Origin of the sequence: Paracoccus tibetensis, from assembly GCF_900102505.1 — a bacterium.
Taxonomy (GTDB): Bacteria; Pseudomonadota; Alphaproteobacteria; order Rhodobacterales; family Rhodobacteraceae; genus Paracoccus; species Paracoccus tibetensis.
In genome coordinates, this window is the sequence record NZ_FMVT01000001.1 from 344,166 (window position 1) to 358,715 (window position 14,550).

The 14,550-nt window shown below is 66.5% G+C and carries 13 protein-coding genes; 3 read left to right on the top strand and 10 right to left on the bottom strand.

Translation table 11 applies throughout. The features are described 5' to 3' along the window. Positions 1-37 precede the first annotated feature (37 nt). The 5 genes from BLP73_RS01720 to BLP73_RS01740 all read right to left on the bottom strand — a co-directional run bounded on the left by BLP73_RS01720 (position 38) and on the right by BLP73_RS01740 (position 6,456). On the bottom strand, positions 38-2,224 hold the full coding sequence (locus BLP73_RS01720) for a 3-hydroxyacyl-CoA dehydrogenase NAD-binding domain-containing protein (protein WP_090739778.1): 2,187 nt from the start codon (positions 2,222-2,224) through the stop codon (positions 38-40). A 14-nt stretch (positions 2,225-2,238) separates the two neighbouring features. Continuing rightward, entirely contained in the window at positions 2,239-3,450 is a 1,212-nt protein-coding gene (locus tag BLP73_RS01725) for an acetyl-CoA C-acetyltransferase (protein WP_090739779.1), read from the bottom strand. Between the two features lie 308 nt (positions 3,451-3,758). Then, positions 3,759-5,537, bottom strand: a complete 1,779-nt coding sequence (locus BLP73_RS01730; RefSeq protein ID WP_090739780.1) for an acyl-CoA dehydrogenase C-terminal domain-containing protein — start codon at positions 5,535-5,537, stop codon at positions 3,759-3,761. A 3-nt stretch (positions 5,538-5,540) separates the two neighbouring features. Beyond that, positions 5,541-5,951 carry a MerR family transcriptional regulator gene (locus BLP73_RS01735; protein WP_090739781.1) on the bottom strand — a complete coding sequence of 137 codons (411 nt, stop codon included), beginning with the start codon at positions 5,949-5,951 and terminating at the stop codon, positions 5,541-5,543. 124 nt (positions 5,952-6,075) lie between these two features. Beyond that, positions 6,076-6,456 (bottom strand): MerR family transcriptional regulator, encoded by a 381-nt coding sequence (locus BLP73_RS01740; protein ID WP_090739782.1) that lies wholly within the window; start codon positions 6,454-6,456, stop codon positions 6,076-6,078. Between the two features lie 145 nt (positions 6,457-6,601). Here BLP73_RS01740 and BLP73_RS01745 point away from each other — a divergent pair, with 145 nt between their 5' ends. From BLP73_RS01745 to BLP73_RS01755, 3 genes are read left to right on the top strand one after another with little or no spacing between them, the layout of a single operon-like run. Next, positions 6,602-7,057 carry a PaaI family thioesterase gene (locus BLP73_RS01745; RefSeq protein ID WP_090739783.1) on the top strand — a complete coding sequence of 152 codons (456 nt, stop codon included), beginning with the start codon at positions 6,602-6,604 and terminating at the stop codon, positions 7,055-7,057. Position 7,058: 1 nt separating this feature from the next. Next, positions 7,059-7,559 (top strand): PaaI family thioesterase, encoded by a 501-nt coding sequence (locus BLP73_RS01750; RefSeq protein WP_090739784.1) that lies wholly within the window; start codon positions 7,059-7,061, stop codon positions 7,557-7,559. Next, a complete protein-coding gene (locus BLP73_RS01755) occupies positions 7,493-8,854 on the top strand; it encodes an MATE family efflux transporter (protein ID WP_090739785.1) in 1,362 nt (453 codons plus the stop codon). The genes BLP73_RS01750 and BLP73_RS01755 overlap by 67 nt, the downstream gene beginning before the upstream one ends. Before the next feature lie 24 nt (positions 8,855-8,878). On the opposite strand, the gene BLP73_RS01760 is transcribed toward BLP73_RS01755, so the two are convergent. The 5 genes from BLP73_RS01760 to BLP73_RS01780 form a co-directional block, all read right to left on the bottom strand. Beyond that, complete coding sequence (locus BLP73_RS01760; RefSeq protein WP_090739786.1) at positions 8,879-10,051, bottom strand: glycosyltransferase; 1,173 nt, start codon at positions 10,049-10,051, stop codon at positions 8,879-8,881. A 645-nt stretch (positions 10,052-10,696) separates the two neighbouring features. Next, positions 10,697-12,031 (bottom strand): glutamine synthetase family protein, encoded by a 1,335-nt coding sequence (locus BLP73_RS01765; protein WP_090739787.1) that lies wholly within the window; start codon positions 12,029-12,031, stop codon positions 10,697-10,699. 4 nt (positions 12,032-12,035) lie between these two features. Further along, positions 12,036-12,860, bottom strand: a complete 825-nt coding sequence (locus tag BLP73_RS01770) for an ABC transporter permease (RefSeq protein WP_090739788.1) — start codon at positions 12,858-12,860, stop codon at positions 12,036-12,038. Then, on the bottom strand, positions 12,857-13,738 hold the full coding sequence (locus BLP73_RS01775) for an ABC transporter permease (protein WP_090739789.1): 882 nt from the start codon (positions 13,736-13,738) through the stop codon (positions 12,857-12,859). The genes BLP73_RS01770 and BLP73_RS01775 overlap by 4 nt, the downstream gene beginning before the upstream one ends. 53 nt (positions 13,739-13,791) lie before the next feature. Then, entirely contained in the window at positions 13,792-14,529 is a 738-nt protein-coding gene (locus tag BLP73_RS01780) for a transporter substrate-binding domain-containing protein (RefSeq protein WP_090739790.1), read from the bottom strand. Positions 14,530-14,550: the final 21 nt, after the last annotated feature.

Genomic DNA, 14,550 nt, shown 5'->3' on the forward strand with positions numbered 1-14,550 from the left:
GCAGACATGTCACAGGTCTCGGCCGATCCGCAACAGGTCAGGCGGCGCGCTTGCCGTCCCCGTAGCGGTCGTAGAAGCGCGCACCGCTGGCTGCCAACTCGCGCAGCAGCTTCGGCGCCTCGAAGCGCGCGCCGTGGCGGGCGGTCAGGTCCTCGCAGATCGCAACCGCGCGTTCGGCGCCCAGCATGTCGAGCCAACCAAAGGGGCCGCCGGTCCAAGGCGCGAAACCCCAGCCCAGGATGGCGCCCACGTCGCCCTCGCGGATGTCCTCCAAGACGCCTGCCTCGAAGGCCCGCACGGCCTCCAGCGCCTGCACGAACATCAGCCGGTGCTGGATCTCGGTCAGCTCGGGCTGGTCCTCGGCGCGCGGATATTGCGCCTTGAGCCCGTCCCAGAAGCCCTGCCGCTTGCCGTCCTCGCCATAGGCGTAGAAGCCCGCCTTGGCCTTGCGGCCCATGCGGCCCTGATCGGCCATCCAGAACAGAACCTCGTCCACCGCGCCGTCAGGATAGGCCTCGCCCATCGCCGCTTTGGTGGCCTTGGCGATCTTCACCCCGAGGTCGATCGAGGTCTCGTCCACCAGCTGCAACGGCCCGAGGGGCATGCCCATCATCTTGGCCGCGTTCTCGATCAGCGTCGGGTTGACGCCTTCCGCGACCAGACGGATGCCCTCGTTGATGTAGGGGATGATGCAGCGGTTGGCGTAGAAGAACCGCTCGTCGTTCACCACGATGGGGGTCTTGCGGATCTGGCGCACGAAATCCAGCGCCTTGGCGACGGCGATGTCGCCCGTCTCGCGGCCCTTGATGATCTCGACCAGCAGCATCTTGTCCACAGGGCTGAAGAAGTGGATGCCGATGAACTGCTGCGGCCGGGCGCTGGCCTTCGCCAGCTCGCTAATCGGCAGGGTCGAGGTATTGGTCGCGAAGATCGCGTCCTGCGGGATCACCGCCTCGGCCTTTTTCGTGACCTCGGCCTTGACGGAAGGGTCCTCGAAGACCGCTTCCACGATCAGGTCGCAGCCTTCCAGGGCGGCGTAGTCGGTGGTGGGGGTGATGCGGCCCAGCACCTCGGCCTTCTTCTCGGGGGTGGACTTCTTGCGGCTGATCGCCTTGTCCAGCAGCCCCTCGGAATAGGCCTTGCCCCGGTCGGCGCTGTCCTGCGCGGCGTCGATCAGCACGACCTCGATCCCGGCCATGGCGCTGACATAGGCGATGCCCGCACCCATCATCCCGGCGCCGAGGATGCCGACCTTCTTCACCGACTGATCGGGCGCCTCGGGACGGTTCGCGCCCTTCTCCAGCGCCTCTTTGTTGATGAAGAGGCTGCGGATCATCGCACCCGAGGAGGGGTTCATCAGGACATTGGTGAACCAGCGCGCCTCGATCTTCAGCGCCTGGTCGAAGGGCACCTGCGCGCCCTCATAGACCGCCGACAGCAGCGCCTTGGCGGCCGGATAGACGCCGAGCGTCTTGCCATGCACCATCGCACTGGCACCGACGAAGGTCATGAAGCCCGCCGGATGGAACGGCTCGCCACCGGGCATCTTGTAGCCCTTGGCGTCCCAAGGCTTGACCAGGTCGGCCTCCTTCGCCTCCAGCACCCAGGCCTTGGCGGCGGCCAGCGGGTCTTCCACCACCTCGTCGACGATGCCGGCGGCCTTGGCCTTCTTCGGCTCGTTCAGCTTGCCCTCCAGCAGGAAGGGCGCGGCGACCATCGCGCCCAGCTTGCGGACGAGACGCGTCGTGCCACCGGCGCCGGGGAAGATGCCGACCATGATCTCGGGCAGGCCGATCTTGGCCTTGGGATTGTCGGCGGCAAAGATGCGGTGCGTCGCCAGCGGCAGCTCCAGCCCGATGCCGAGCGCGGTGCCGGGCAGGGCGGCCGCGATGGGCTTGCCGCCCTTCTTGGTCTTGGGGTCCATCCCGGCCAGCTCGATCTTGCGCAGGAGCTGGTGCAGCGTCATCACGCCGTCGAAGACCGCCTGCGCGCCGCCGCGATCCTTCATCCCGGCGATGACGTTGAGGTCCATTCCGGCGGCGAAGTCCTTCTTGCCGCTGGTGATGACGATGCCCTTTACGGCCTCGTCGGCCAGCGCCTGGTCGATCAGATCGTTCAGCTCTTGCGCGCCGTCCATCGACAGCACGTTCATCGACTTGCCGGGCACGTCCCAGGTGATGACGGCAACCCCGTCGTCACCGCGGCTCATGGTGAAATCGGTCATGTCGCTCTCCTCCCTTACACGCGCTCAATGATGGTGGCGGCGCCCATGCCGGACGCGATGCAGAGCGTCGCGAGGCCCATCGTCTTGTCCTGCCGCTCCAGCTCGTCGAGCAGCGTGCCGATGATGATCGCGCCGGTCGCACCGAGCGGATGGCCCATGGCGATGGCGCCGCCATTGACGTTGACCTTGCCGGGATCGACCTGGAAGGCCTGCATGAAGCGCAGCACGACCGAGGCGAAGGCCTCGTTCACCTCGAAGAGGTCGATGTCCCCGATGGACATGCCCGCCTCGCGCAGGATCTTCTCGGTCACGGGGACCGGGCCGGTCAGCATGATGGTGGGATCGGTGCCGATTTTCGCCGTGGCACGGATGCGGGCGCGGGGCTTCAGGCCATGGGCGAGGCCGAACTCCTCGTTGCCGATCAGCACGGCGGCGGCGCCGTCCACGATGCCCGACGAGTTGCCGGCATGGTGGATATGGCCGATGTGATCCAGGTGGGGGTATTTCAGCATCGCCACCTTGTCGAAGCCGGGCATCATCTCGCCCATCTCCTTGAAGGCGGGCTTGAGCTTCGCCAGATCCTCGGCCGTGGTGCCGGGCCGCATGTATTCGTCGCGATCGAGGATGGTCAGCCCGTTCTGGTCCAGCACCGGCACGATCGATTTTGCGAAGCGGCCTTCCTGCCAAGCCTGCGCCGCGCGCTTCTGGCTTTCCAGCGCGAGGGCATCGGCCTCCTTGCGGGAAAAGCCGTATTCGGTCGCGATGATGTCGGCGCTGATGCCCTGCGGGACAAAATAGGACTTCATCGCGAGGCCCGGATCGACGGCGATGGCGGCGCCGTCGCTGCCCATGGGCACGCGGCTCATCATCTCGACGCCGCCGGCGATGTAGCCTGCGCCCGCCCCCGCCTTGACCTGGTTGGCGGCGAGGTTCACCGCCTCCATCCCGCTGGCGCAGAAACGGTTGATCGAGAGGCCCGGGATCGATTGGTCGAGATCCGAGGCCAGCACGGCCGAGCGGGCAAGGCAGCCGCCCTGCTCCTTGACTTGGGTGACATTGCCCCAGATCACGTCCTCGACGCCCGGCCCTTCCAGGTTGTTGCGCGCCTTGACCGCGTTCAGCAGCCGGGCGGAGAGGGCGAGCGAGGTCACCTCGTGCAGGCTGCCGTCCGTGCGGCCCTTGCCCCGCGGCGTGCGGGCGGCGTCGTAGATGAATGCGTCGGTCATGGTTCCTCCTGTGTCGCGCCGCGGCGCTTGGGGCGGTGACCGGGGGGCTTCGCGCCCCCCGGACCCCCCGCGGGATATTTTTATGAAGAAGAAGGGGATTAACCCTTCTTCAACCATTCGCTTTTATGGTCGGGGATGCGGTACAGGCTGGGAAGCCGATGACCGCTGAAGGAGAAGTTCCCGGCTCGGCCGCACTGATGCCGATGGCCCGTGGCCGGGCCGGGAATGCCCTTCTTCTTCACTTAAATATCCCCGCCGGAGGCTCCGGCGCCTGCCACAGGCAAAGGCACAGGGCAGGCGCGCCCTGGTCAGAACGCTTCCGCTTCCAGCGCCATCACCGGCTCGGCGCCCGAGCGGATGCGCGCGAGATGCGTCGCCGTCATCGGCAGCTGCCGCGTCATGTAGTAGCGCGCCGTCGCCAGCTTGGTCTTCAGAAAGGCCGCGTCGCCCGTTCCGGCGGCCTGAGCCGCCTGCGCCGCGACGGCCATCCGGGCCCACATGTAGCCCAGCGTCACATGCCCGAAGAGGTGCATGAAGTCGTAGGAGCCGGCCAGCGCGTCGTTCGGCGACTTCATCCCGCGCTCCATGAAGAACATGGCGGCGGCCTGCAGGTCCTTGGAGGCGGCTTTCAGCGGCTCGATGTAGTCGGCCGCGACGGCCTCGTTCGCGGACTGCTCCTTGCAGAAGGACTTGATCATCTCGAAGAAGGCCATGACATGCTTGCCGCCGTCCTGGGCCAGCTTGCGCCCGACGAGGTCGAGGGCCTGCACGCCGTTCGCGCCTTCGTAGATCATCGTGATCCGGGCGTCGCGGACGAACTGGCTCATGCCCCATTCCTCGACATAGCCGTGCCCGCCGAGGACCTGCTGCGCGAGGACCGTCGTGTCGAAGCCCTTGTCCGTGAGGAAGCCCTTGATGACCGGCGTCAGCAGCGAGACCAGCCCTTCGGCGTCCGCGTCGTCCGCGAGGTGGCTGCGGTCGATGAGATGCGCGCCCCAGAGGGCGAGCGCCCGCGCACCCTCGAGGAAGGAGCGCTGGTCCATCAGGCTGCGCCGGATGTCGGGATGGACGATCAGCGGATCGGCCGCGCCGTTCGGGTTGGACACGCCGGTGACCGACCGGCCCTGCAGGCGGTCGCGGGCATAGGCGGCGGCGTTCTGGTAGGCCGGCACCGCGCAGGCATAGCCCTGCAGGCCCACGCCGAGCCGCGCCTCGTTCATCATTGTGAACATCGCGCGCATGCCCTTGTGCAGATCGCCGAGCAGCCAGCCCTTCGCGCCGTCGTAGTTCATCACGCAGGTCGCGTTGCCGTGGATGCCCATCTTGTGCTCGAGCGCGCCGACGGAAACGCCGTTGCGGGCGCCGAGCGAGCCGTCCTCGTTCACCAGGAACTTCGGCACGATGAAGAGGCTGATGCCCTTGGTGCCCTCGCCCCCGCCCGGGGCCTTGGCCAGCACGAGGTGGATGACGTTCTCGGCCATGTCGTGATCGCCGGCCGAGATGAAGATCTTCTGGCCCGTGATCAGGTAGCTGCCGTCCTCCTGCGGCTCTGCCTTGGTGCGCAGCAGGCCGAGGTCGGTGCCGCAATGCGGCTCGGTCAGGTTCATCGTGCCGGTCCAGTCGCAGCTGACCATCTTCGGCAGATAGGTGCGCTTCTGCGCGTCCGTGCCATGGGCGTGGATCGCCGAATAGGCGCCGTGCGTCAGGCCCTGGTACATGTTGAAGGCCATGTTCGCCGACACGAACAGCTCGCCCGTCGCGACGCCGATCACGTAGGGCATGCCTTGCCCGCCATATTCGGGGTCGCAGTCGAGCGCGGTCCAGCCGCCCTCCTTCACCTGTGCGAAGGCGGCGCCGAAGCCGTCCGGCGTGCGGACGACGCCGTTTTCCAGCCGGCAGCCCTGGCTGTCGCCGACGCGGTTCAGCGGGGCCAGGACCTCGGCGGCCAGCTTGCCGGCGGCCTCCAGCACGGCCTCGGTGAAGTCGCGGTCGAGATCCTCGTGGCCGGGCAGACCGGTTGCGGGCAGGTTCAAGACGTCGTGCAGCACGAATTGCAAGTCGCGGATCGGGGGCTCATAGATCGGCATGGCTTATCCTGTCGGCTGTTCAAGGGTGGCGTCATCGGGCACGGCGGCCAGGCGGGTCTCGGCGTCGGTCAGCTGGGACTTCAGTTCGACGATGGCCTCGCGCAGCTCCGCATATTGCCGCTCCATGTCGTCCAGCCGGTCGCGCGCGATGGCGATGGTGGCGGCGATCTGGGCGCGGTTGCCGCTGCCCGGCTCGTAGAGCTCCAGCAGCTGGCGGATCTGCTCGAGGCTGAAGCCAAACCGCTTGCCGCGCAGGATCAGGATCAGCCTCGCCCGGTCGCGCCGGTCGTAGAGGCGATGCTGACCGCGGCGTTCGGGGAATATCAGCTCGCGCGCCTCGTAGAAGCGAAGCGTGCGCGGGGTGACGTCGAACGCCTCGCACATCTGGCGGATGGTCATCAGCTCGTCGGACATTGGTCTGCCTCTCTCCTCCTCGATCCCGGCGGTCCGTCCTTGCCCCTGAATATAGGCCAAGTTGACGTGAACGTAAGCAAGACGCGGCGTCACGCCGGGGCCGCCGTCGCGTCAGGGCGCGGGTTCAGGACATGGACTTTAGCTCGGCCAGAGTGGTGTCGCGCAGCTGCGCCAGGTCCGAGCGCGCCGCCTGCAGATCGGCGATTTGCTGGTCGAGCACCGCAAGCTGGCGCCCCGCCATGTCGATCCAGACCTGGTACTGCTCGCGCGAGCCCTGCTTGTCGTAGATCTGCAGCCATTGCCGGATCTCCTCGAGCGAGAAACCGAAGCGGCGGCCGCGCAGGATCAGCGTCATTCGCGCGATCTCGCGCGGGCCGTAGAAGCGGGAGCGGCCTTCCTTGCGGGGCGTCAGCAGCTCAATATACTCGTAGTAGCGCAGGGTGCGCGGCGTCACGTCGAAGCGCGCGCACATGTCCTTGAAGCTGATCTGCTGGCTATCCGGCATTCACCGTCCTCTCCGTGCTCTCCTGACGTCAAGGTAAGGGTAACCGCCGCTTTTCTCAACCGAATGTCGCGGCGGGGGCGTCGGGGGTTGAGACTGGCGCGCCGGCGGCGCTAAGTGTGGACCAGCCACAGCTGCGGAGACGGGCATGACCGAGACAGGCGAGGGCGCCGCCGAAGCACCGAGCGCGGCCGACCAGGCGCGCATCGCGCAGCAGTTCATCGAGGCCATTCCCCATGCGCGCGCCTTGGGGATGCGGATCGACGAGATCGGCGCGGGGCGGGCCGTCATCTCGATGCCTTGGGCGCCGCATCTGGTGGGCGATCCGCGCAGCGGGGTGATTCATGGCGGCGTCGTCTCGGCGCTGATGGACACCTGCTGCGGCGCTGCCGTCCTGGCCCATCCGACGCAGCCGCGATCCACCGCGACGATCGATCTTCGGATCGACTACATGCGCTCGGCCACGCCGGGCCAGCGGATCACGGCACGGGCCGAGTGCTACCACATGACCCGCTCGGTCGCCTTCTTGCGCGCCGTCGCGCTGGACGAGGATGGCGAGAACCCCGTTGCCGCCGCCACCGGCGCCTTCACCGCGGAGCGCTGAGATGGCCGACCGCAACGAGCCCTTGCACCAGATCAAGTCACGCCGGGACTCGGCGCTGAACGCCCTCGTCTCGGGCGTGCCCTACATGACCTGGCTCGGCATTCGCTTCGACCGCCGCGGGGACGAGCTGACCGCGATCCTGCCCTTCGACGAGAAGCTGATCGGCAACCCGCTGCTGCCCGCGATCCATGGCGGCGTCACCGCCGCCTTCCTCGAGGTGACGGCGATCATCGAGCTGGCCTGGACCGCCATGTGGGAGGACCTGGAATCGGGCCGCATCGCGCCCGACGCCGCCGTGGAGGGCAGCCTGCCGCGGCTGCCCAAGACAATCGACTTCACCGTGGACTACCTGCGCTCGGGCCTGCCGCGGGACGCCTACGCGCGGGCGCGGGTCGTCCGCTCGGGGCGGCGCTATGCCAGCGTGCATGTCGAGGCATGGCAGGACAACCGCGCGCGGCTGATCGCGCAGGCCACCGGGCATTTCCTGATGCCGCAGCCGTGACGGCCCTGACCCATCGCAGGGTCCTGAACATCGCGATCCCCATCGTCCTGTCGAACCTGACGGTCCCGATCCTGGGACTGGTCGATACCGGGGTGGTCGGCCAGCTGGGCCAGCCCGAGGCCATCGGTGCCGTCGGCATCGGCGCGGTCATCCTGACCTCGGTCTACTGGGTCTTCGGCTTCCTGCGGATGGGCACGTCCGGCCTTGTCGCGCAGGCGCATGGCGCCGGCGATCCGGCCGAGGTCGGCGGCCACCTGATCCGCGCGCTGGGCATCGCGGCGCTGGCGGGCCTTGCGTTGATCGTGCTTCAGGTGCCGGTCATCCGGGCCGCCTTCCAGCTCGCCCCCGCCTCGGAGGGGGTGGAGACGCTGGCGCGCGACTATCTGGCGATTCGCATTTGGGGGGCGCCGGCGACGATCGGCCTCTATGCGCTGACCGGCTGGCTGATCGCGGTCGAGCGGACGCGGGCGGTGCTGGGCCTGCAACTGCTGCAGAACGGCCTGAACGTGGCGCTGGACCTGTGGTTCGTCCTCGGCCTCGGGCTGGGGGTTGCCGGCGTGGCCTGGGCAACGCTGGCCGCCGAGCTGGCGGGTCTGGCGCTTGGGCTGTGGCTGGCGCGGCACCTGCTGGCGCGGGGGCTGCGGGCGGCCGGGCTGATGGCCTCGGACAAGCTGGCGCGGCTCTGGCGGGTGAACAGCGACATCATGATCCGCTCGGTCCTGCTGCAGGGCTGCATGACCAGCTTCCTCTTCCTGGCGGCGGGGCAGGGGGACGTGCCGCTGGCCGCCAACCAGGTGCTGCTGCAGTTCCTGGCGCTGACCGCCTTCGCGCTGGACGGCTTCGCCTTCGCCGCCGAGAGCCTCGTCGGCCAGGCGGTCGGCGGCCGGCAGCCGCAGGCGCTGCGGCGGGCCGCGCGGCTGACCTCGGGCTGGGGCCTCGGCGGCGCGCTGCTGCTCGGCGCGGCCTTCCTGCTGGCCGGCGGGCCGGTCATCGACCTGCTGACGACGTCGCCGGAGGTGCGGGCCGAGGCGAGGCTCTACCTGCCCTGGCTCGCCATCGCGCCGCTGATCTCGGTCGCCGCCTGGATGCTGGACGGCATCTTCATCGGCGCCACCCTCACCCGCGAGATGCGCAACGCGATGATCCAGTCCGTCGCGATCTTCGTCCTGGCCGTCCTGATCCTGCCGCCCGTGATGGGCAATCACGGCCTCTGGTCGGCGCTGATGCTGCTGAACACGGCGCGGGCAGTGACGCTGTGGCGGCTCTGGCCGCGCGTCGAGGCGGCGGCCAGATGACGGCAAGGGATTAATTGCAGAACGTCAAGCACTCTGGCCTTCGGCCGCTCGGCGCTGCAGGAGGTCGCGATAGAGATTGGCGTGCATCTTGCCGATTTCACTCCACGAACTCCCGACGCCTGCATCGCCGGCAGGCTTTCGGCCGACGCCATCTGCAAGTTGCTTGGCGAGTGCTGCTTGATCGCCTGCGGGAAAGAGCGCGCCGACGTCATCTGAAATCTCATCGCTGAATGCCCCAAGGTCTGAGGCGATGATCCACTTCTTGTATCCCTTGACTGTATAATAAACACCGCTTGCATCGATCTTCTTGTAGGGAAAGATAAAGCTGTCCGCTTCTTCGAAAAGCTCCGCCATTTCCTGATGGCTCAGCCGCTTCGTCCGCCATTCCAGAGTATCTGCGACGCCCAGGTGTTCTGCTCTCGCTCGCAATGCATCCGTATCCATGAAAGGCTCGCCGGCAACAATCACACGGAATCGAGCGCGTTGAATTGGATCCATGGTCGCGAGCGCATCTACTAGCGTATCCAGTCCTTTATAATCTTGGAGACGGCCGAACAGCACATAGGTCCATCTGGAACTCTTATGCGGAAATGATCTGACGTTCGTTTGTGCTGGCAAAGGCAACGGTCCGTGCGGAATGACAGTAATATCCTTGCTGGGCACTCCATCCGCAACAAGCGCATCTTTTGCCCGTCTCGTATGCACGATGAGGTGATCAACCGCATTCAGCGCCGTCTTGTAGCCGTATCTTTGCGCTCTCGACGTGGGATTCCCGTTGAAGGGGGTCGAGTCGTGCACCGTCAGGACAATCGGCATCCGCGACCGGATCTTCTTGATTGCCAACAGATCCACCACAGAGAGAACGAGCCATTGAAAGTGGAGCACGTTAAACATTTCACGTCGGCAAAGACGGATCAGACGTTGTGTCGAGGCAACGTGTGACAGGCCCTTCCTTATCTTGACCGGAAAACCGGCCTGCTTCGCAGACTGCTCGATACCCGGATAGTAGATCGGATAAACCACATCGGTCGGGATCTCGTTCAACAATTCTGCCTTGTTGCTTCGAGTTGCCCAGGCAGCCGATATTCCTGATTCCTGCAGGCCGCCTGTGAGAGCTGCATCATAGGGACCTGTAAAAACGGCAGGATCAACTAGGAGTACGCGTGGCTTATCTGCTGGACTTTTATCACCTGTCATATTCCGCCGCCTTCAATTCTGTCGGCAACATCTGAACTCTCCAATACTAACTGAATGCACTTCGGGCGACGGTTGTGAACAGGTTAATCATACATCAAGCCGGCGAAGGCCACATCAGCAAACCTGCTCATTGAAGTTTTCTTGATGCTGGTAATGGTTGTGAATATTGGCAAAAACCACGTCCACTACATCCCCGAGTTGAAGTTGTCGTCTTTGACGGTTTACATCAGATTAGTCGCGCAGGCCGTGGCTAATCCCGTTAAGACCGCGCTTGTCATCAACGCGTGGTCTGCCGTCAAACGCTGCTCCGCTTCTGCGCCGTTGGATTAGGCGCGGGCAGACTAATCAAGCTCGTTGATGGTGAAGGGGTTGCCGACCAGCCGCGTCATGTTGTGCTCCAGGCCACGTCCGGAGTGGGCGCCCGGCCAGTCGAACTGGCAGCCGACAACCGCGAAGCGCGCTGCTTCGCTTGTTGCGTCGTTAACGGTGTTTGTCGTTCCATCGAGATCGTCGAGACACCTCGTCCAGCGCGTCTTTCCGATGCTGGGCCGCTCGTCGAGGATCGCCGGAGGAAGGCGAAAGCCGACATGTCCCTCGCGAAGGAAGCGACCTTCGCGGAATGCTAGTCTCCGAGTGCGCGCTACCCTAAACCGTATCGAGATACAGCTCCACCGTCTCCTCGTCGGACAGCTCGGCCATGTAGTGCAGCTCCTGCCGCTTGGTCATCAGGTAGTTGTCGACCAGGTGCTCGGGGAAGATGCGGCGGATCTGGGGGCAGGCGTCGAAGGCCTCGATGGCGGCGCCCCAGTCTCCGGGGAGCTGCGCGAGGTTCTGGTCGTAGGCGTTGCCCTTGAAGGCGGGGGGCGGCTCGAGCCCGTCCTGGATGCCGTCGAGGGCGGCGCCGAGGATCGCGGCGATGGTGAGGTAGGGGTTCACGTCGCCGCCGGCCACGCGATGCTCGATCCGGCGCGAGCGGGGCGGGCCGGAGGGGATGCGGATCGCCGCCGTGCGGTTCTCGTAGGCCCAACCGATGCCGGTCGGCGCGTGGGCGTTGGGCACGAGGCGGTCGTAGCTGTTCTCGTGCGGCGCGAAGAGGAGCGTCGAGCCGGGCATGGCGCGCAGGCAGCCGGCGACGGCTTGGCGCAGGGCGGGGGTGCCCAACTCGCCGCCATCGTCGAAGATGTTGCGCCCGTCCTCGGTCAGGATCGAGAAATGCATGTGCATGCCGTTGCCCGAGAAGGCCTCGTAGGGCTTGGCCATGAAGCTGGCGGCGAAGCCGTAGGAACGGGCGATGCCCTTGACCAGCATCTTGAAGAGCCAGGTGTCGTCGGCCGCCTTCAGGGGATCGGCCTGGTGCATCAGGTTGATCTCGAACTGGCCCGGCCCGGCCTCGGAAATGGCGGTGTCGGCGGGGATGTCCATCCCCTCGCAGGCGTCATAGAGGGTTGTGAAGAACTGGTCGAAGGCGTCGAGCGCGCGCAGGCTGAGGACCTCGCCCCCGGTGCGCCGCTTGCCCGAGCGGGGCGAGGGCGGCACGCGCAGGGTGCGGCCGCTGTCGTCGATCAGGAAGAACTCCAGCTCGGTCGCGACGACCGGGGTCAGTCCGGCCTGCTTGTAGCGGTCGGCGACGCGGGCCAGCGCCTGGCGGGGATCGCCCTCATATGGCCGGCCGTCCGGGTGGAACATCCACAGGGGTAGCAGCGCGGTCGGGGCGGCGTCGAGCCAAGGCATGGGCAGGAAGCCCCGCTCGGTCGGCAGAAGAAGTCCGTCGGGATCGCCGCTCTCGAAGACCAGCGGGCTGTCCTCGACATCCTCGCCCCAGATGTCGAGGTTCAGCACGGAATAAGGGAACTTGGTCCCTTCCTCCAGCAGCTTGCCGGCATAGCGCGCCGGGATCCGCTTGCCGCGCGCGACGCCGTTCAGGTCGGCGGCGGCGACGCGGATCGTCTTGACCTCGGGGTGCTCCTTGAGCCAGTTCATCGTCTCATCTCAGCAAGAGGGGCCTGTAGCGGATGCGCTTGGCCGCGCCCGGCAGGTGCCGGTTCAGCCGCCGGTTCACCCTGCCAAAAGCCCAGATCAAAGCCAAGGTGGCGGCGATAAAATAAGCTGCGGCAATGGGGTAGGCGACGAACGGGTTGAAGGTCCGGTCCGCGAAGAAGCGCGCGTAGTAGAGCGCGTCGCCCTGCTGCTGGAAGGCCGGGAAGCCCGAGAAGAAGACCAGCGTGGTGGCGTGGAAGAGGAAGATCGCCTCGTTCGTGTAGGACGGCCAGGCGAGGCGCAGCATCGAGGGCCAGATCACGCGGCGGAAGCGTGTCCAGCCGGTCATGCCGTAGGCGTCGGCGGCCTCCACGTCGCCGCGGGGCACCGCCATCAGCGCACCGTGGAAGATGTTGGCGGAATAGGCGGCGGTGTTCAGGATCAGGACGATCAGCGCCCCCGCCCAGGCCCGGGTCAGCCAGCTGGTCTGGACGGTGATGCCGAGGATGTCGATCCCGGCGCGGGGCAAGAGGACCAGCGCCTCGTAGGCGATGAAGAACTGGATGAAGAGCGGCGAGCCGCGGAACAGGAAGATGAACCAGTCGGCAGGCTGGCGCAGCCACGGGTTCCCGCTGGCCTTGGCAAGTGCCACCGCGGTCGCGATGAAGAAGCCGATGCTCAGCGCAAGGACGGCAAAGTAGAGGTTCCAGATCAGGCCCGAGCCGATCAGCGTGAACTGCTGGCAGAGGTCGTAGCCCTCGCGCGGCAGGATGCGCTCGCCATAGCCGATGGCGCGCAGGCCGTAGTCCTGGATTGTCTGCAGGCAGCTCATGCCGGAACCGCCTTGCGCTGCGCCTCGCCGCCGAGGGTCGCCTGCCCGCGCGACAGGCGTGCGGTGACGCGGCCGAGCACGCGTTCCGAGATCGCGGTCATCAGAAGGTAGAAGACCAAGAGCGCCAGGAAGTAGTAGAGCCGCCAGTCGGGATGGGGATAGGCGAAGGCGCTGGTCTTCGAGCCGCCCAACTCGCGCGCCCAGTAGACGATGTCCTCGACCCCCAGGATGAACAGCAGCGGCGTCGCCTTGATGAGGATCATCCACAGGTTCGACAGGCCCGGCAATGCGTAGACCCACATCTGCGGGACAAGGACGCGGCGCGTGACCTGGCGGGGGTTCATGCCATAGGCCTCGGCGGTTTCAAGCTGAGCGCGGGGCACGGCCTGCATCGCGCCGTAGAGGACGTTGGCTGCGAAGGCGCCGAAGACGACCGAGAAGGCGATGATGGCGAGGAACAGGCCATAGGCGTTGTGCACCCAGTCCGCCGCCGAGTTCAGCGGCAGCTTGGCCGCGGCGCAGACGACGAAGTCGTTGCCCTGCCGCACCGGCTGGCTGCTGTCGCAGAGGACCTGGTGGCGGACCCATTCGAAGGCCTGGTCCAGCGCGATCGGCACGAAGAGGAAGAACAGGATGTCCGGGATGCCCCGCACCATCGAGGTGTAGGTCTTGCCCAGCCAGCGCAGCGGCGCGAAGCCCGACCGCGAGGCCATCGCCCCGCCATAGCCCAGCAGCAGCGCCAGCGGCGCGGTGATCGCCAGAAGCAGCAGCACCGTCCCGAAGCTGGCATAGAACAGCATGTGGGTGCCGGTCGTGAGATAGCACGACAGCCAGACGAGCCCCTCGAGCTGGGACGGATCGGAGCAGTAGGAGAACATGCGCTTGCCCTGAAGGCCACCGCCGCAGGTGCGGCGGCGGCAGTGGGATCATATCACTCGAAGGTCAGCGCGTCCTCGCCGAACCACTTGACGATCAGCTCGTTCAGGCTGCCGTCCTCCTTCATCGCGGTGATGGCCGTGTCGAACTGCTCGCGCAGCTCGGTGTCGGACTGGCGCAGGCCCATGCCGATGCCCTCGCCCAGGGGGACGGTGTCGAAGCCTTCGACCCAGACCAGCTCGCCGCCCGATTCCTCGACGATGGGGGCGAGGAAGTCCTTGTCGGCGAAGACCGCGTCAGCCTCGCCGTTGCGGACGGCGGCGACGGTCTGGTCGGGGTTCGGGAATTCCAGCAGCGTGGCGCCGGTCTCGGCAACATGGCCCGCCTGGATGGTGTTCGTCTGCGCGGCGACGATGCCGCCTTCCACGTCCACATCCGCCGACAGCGCCGCATAGGCCGAGGGCATGGCGGGCGTATAGGGCTGGGTGAACTGGATGACCTGCTGGCGCTCCTCGTTGATGTTCATGCCGGCCATGATCGTGTCGTAATTGCCCGACACGAGGTTCGGGATGATCGAATCCCAATCGTTGCGGACCCAGGTGCAGGTCAGGCCGGCGCGCTCGCACAGGGCATTTCCCAGCTCGATCTCGAAGCCGGTGACCTGGCCCGAGGCGTCGTCGATGAAGTTGTACGGAGGGTAGGCGCCCTCGGTGCCCATGCGGATGGTCTGCTGGGCCGAGGCCAGACCAGCGGTCACGGCAAGGGCGGCGGCGGCAAGCGTCAGCGTCTTCATGCGTCTCTCCTGTTGGTTTTC

What these genes read in the sequence shown, in the direction of transcription:
- BLP73_RS01760 (WP_090739786.1), bottom strand. Translation starts at nt 10,051, where the DNA reads ATGACAGGTGATAAAAGTCCAGCAGATAAGCCACGCGTACTCCTAGTT.
- BLP73_RS01775 (WP_090739789.1), bottom strand. Translation starts at nt 13,738, where the DNA reads ATGTTCTCCTACTGCTCCGATCCGTCCCAGCTCGAGGGGCTCGTCTGG.
- BLP73_RS01725 (WP_090739779.1), bottom strand. Translation starts at nt 3,450, where the DNA reads ATGACCGACGCATTCATCTACGACGCCGCCCGCACGCCGCGGGGCAAG.
- BLP73_RS01765 (WP_090739787.1), bottom strand. Translation starts at nt 12,031, where the DNA reads ATGAACTGGCTCAAGGAGCACCCCGAGGTCAAGACGATCCGCGTCGCC.
- BLP73_RS01745 (WP_090739783.1), top strand. Translation starts at nt 6,602, where the DNA reads ATGACCGAGACAGGCGAGGGCGCCGCCGAAGCACCGAGCGCGGCCGAC.
- BLP73_RS01770 (WP_090739788.1), bottom strand. Translation starts at nt 12,860, where the DNA reads ATGAGCTGCCTGCAGACAATCCAGGACTACGGCCTGCGCGCCATCGGC.
- BLP73_RS01750 (WP_090739784.1), top strand. Translation starts at nt 7,059, where the DNA reads ATGGCCGACCGCAACGAGCCCTTGCACCAGATCAAGTCACGCCGGGAC.
- BLP73_RS01780 (WP_090739790.1), bottom strand. Translation starts at nt 14,529, where the DNA reads ATGAAGACGCTGACGCTTGCCGCCGCCGCCCTTGCCGTGACCGCTGGT.
- BLP73_RS01755 (WP_090739785.1), top strand. Translation starts at nt 7,493, where the DNA reads ATGGCAGGACAACCGCGCGCGGCTGATCGCGCAGGCCACCGGGCATTT.
- BLP73_RS01720 (WP_090739778.1), bottom strand. Translation starts at nt 2,224, where the DNA reads ATGACCGATTTCACCATGAGCCGCGGTGACGACGGGGTTGCCGTCATC.
- BLP73_RS01740 (WP_090739782.1), bottom strand. Translation starts at nt 6,456, where the DNA reads ATGCCGGATAGCCAGCAGATCAGCTTCAAGGACATGTGCGCGCGCTTC.
- BLP73_RS01735 (WP_090739781.1), bottom strand. Translation starts at nt 5,951, where the DNA reads ATGTCCGACGAGCTGATGACCATCCGCCAGATGTGCGAGGCGTTCGAC.
- BLP73_RS01730 (WP_090739780.1), bottom strand. Translation starts at nt 5,537, where the DNA reads ATGCCGATCTATGAGCCCCCGATCCGCGACTTGCAATTCGTGCTGCAC.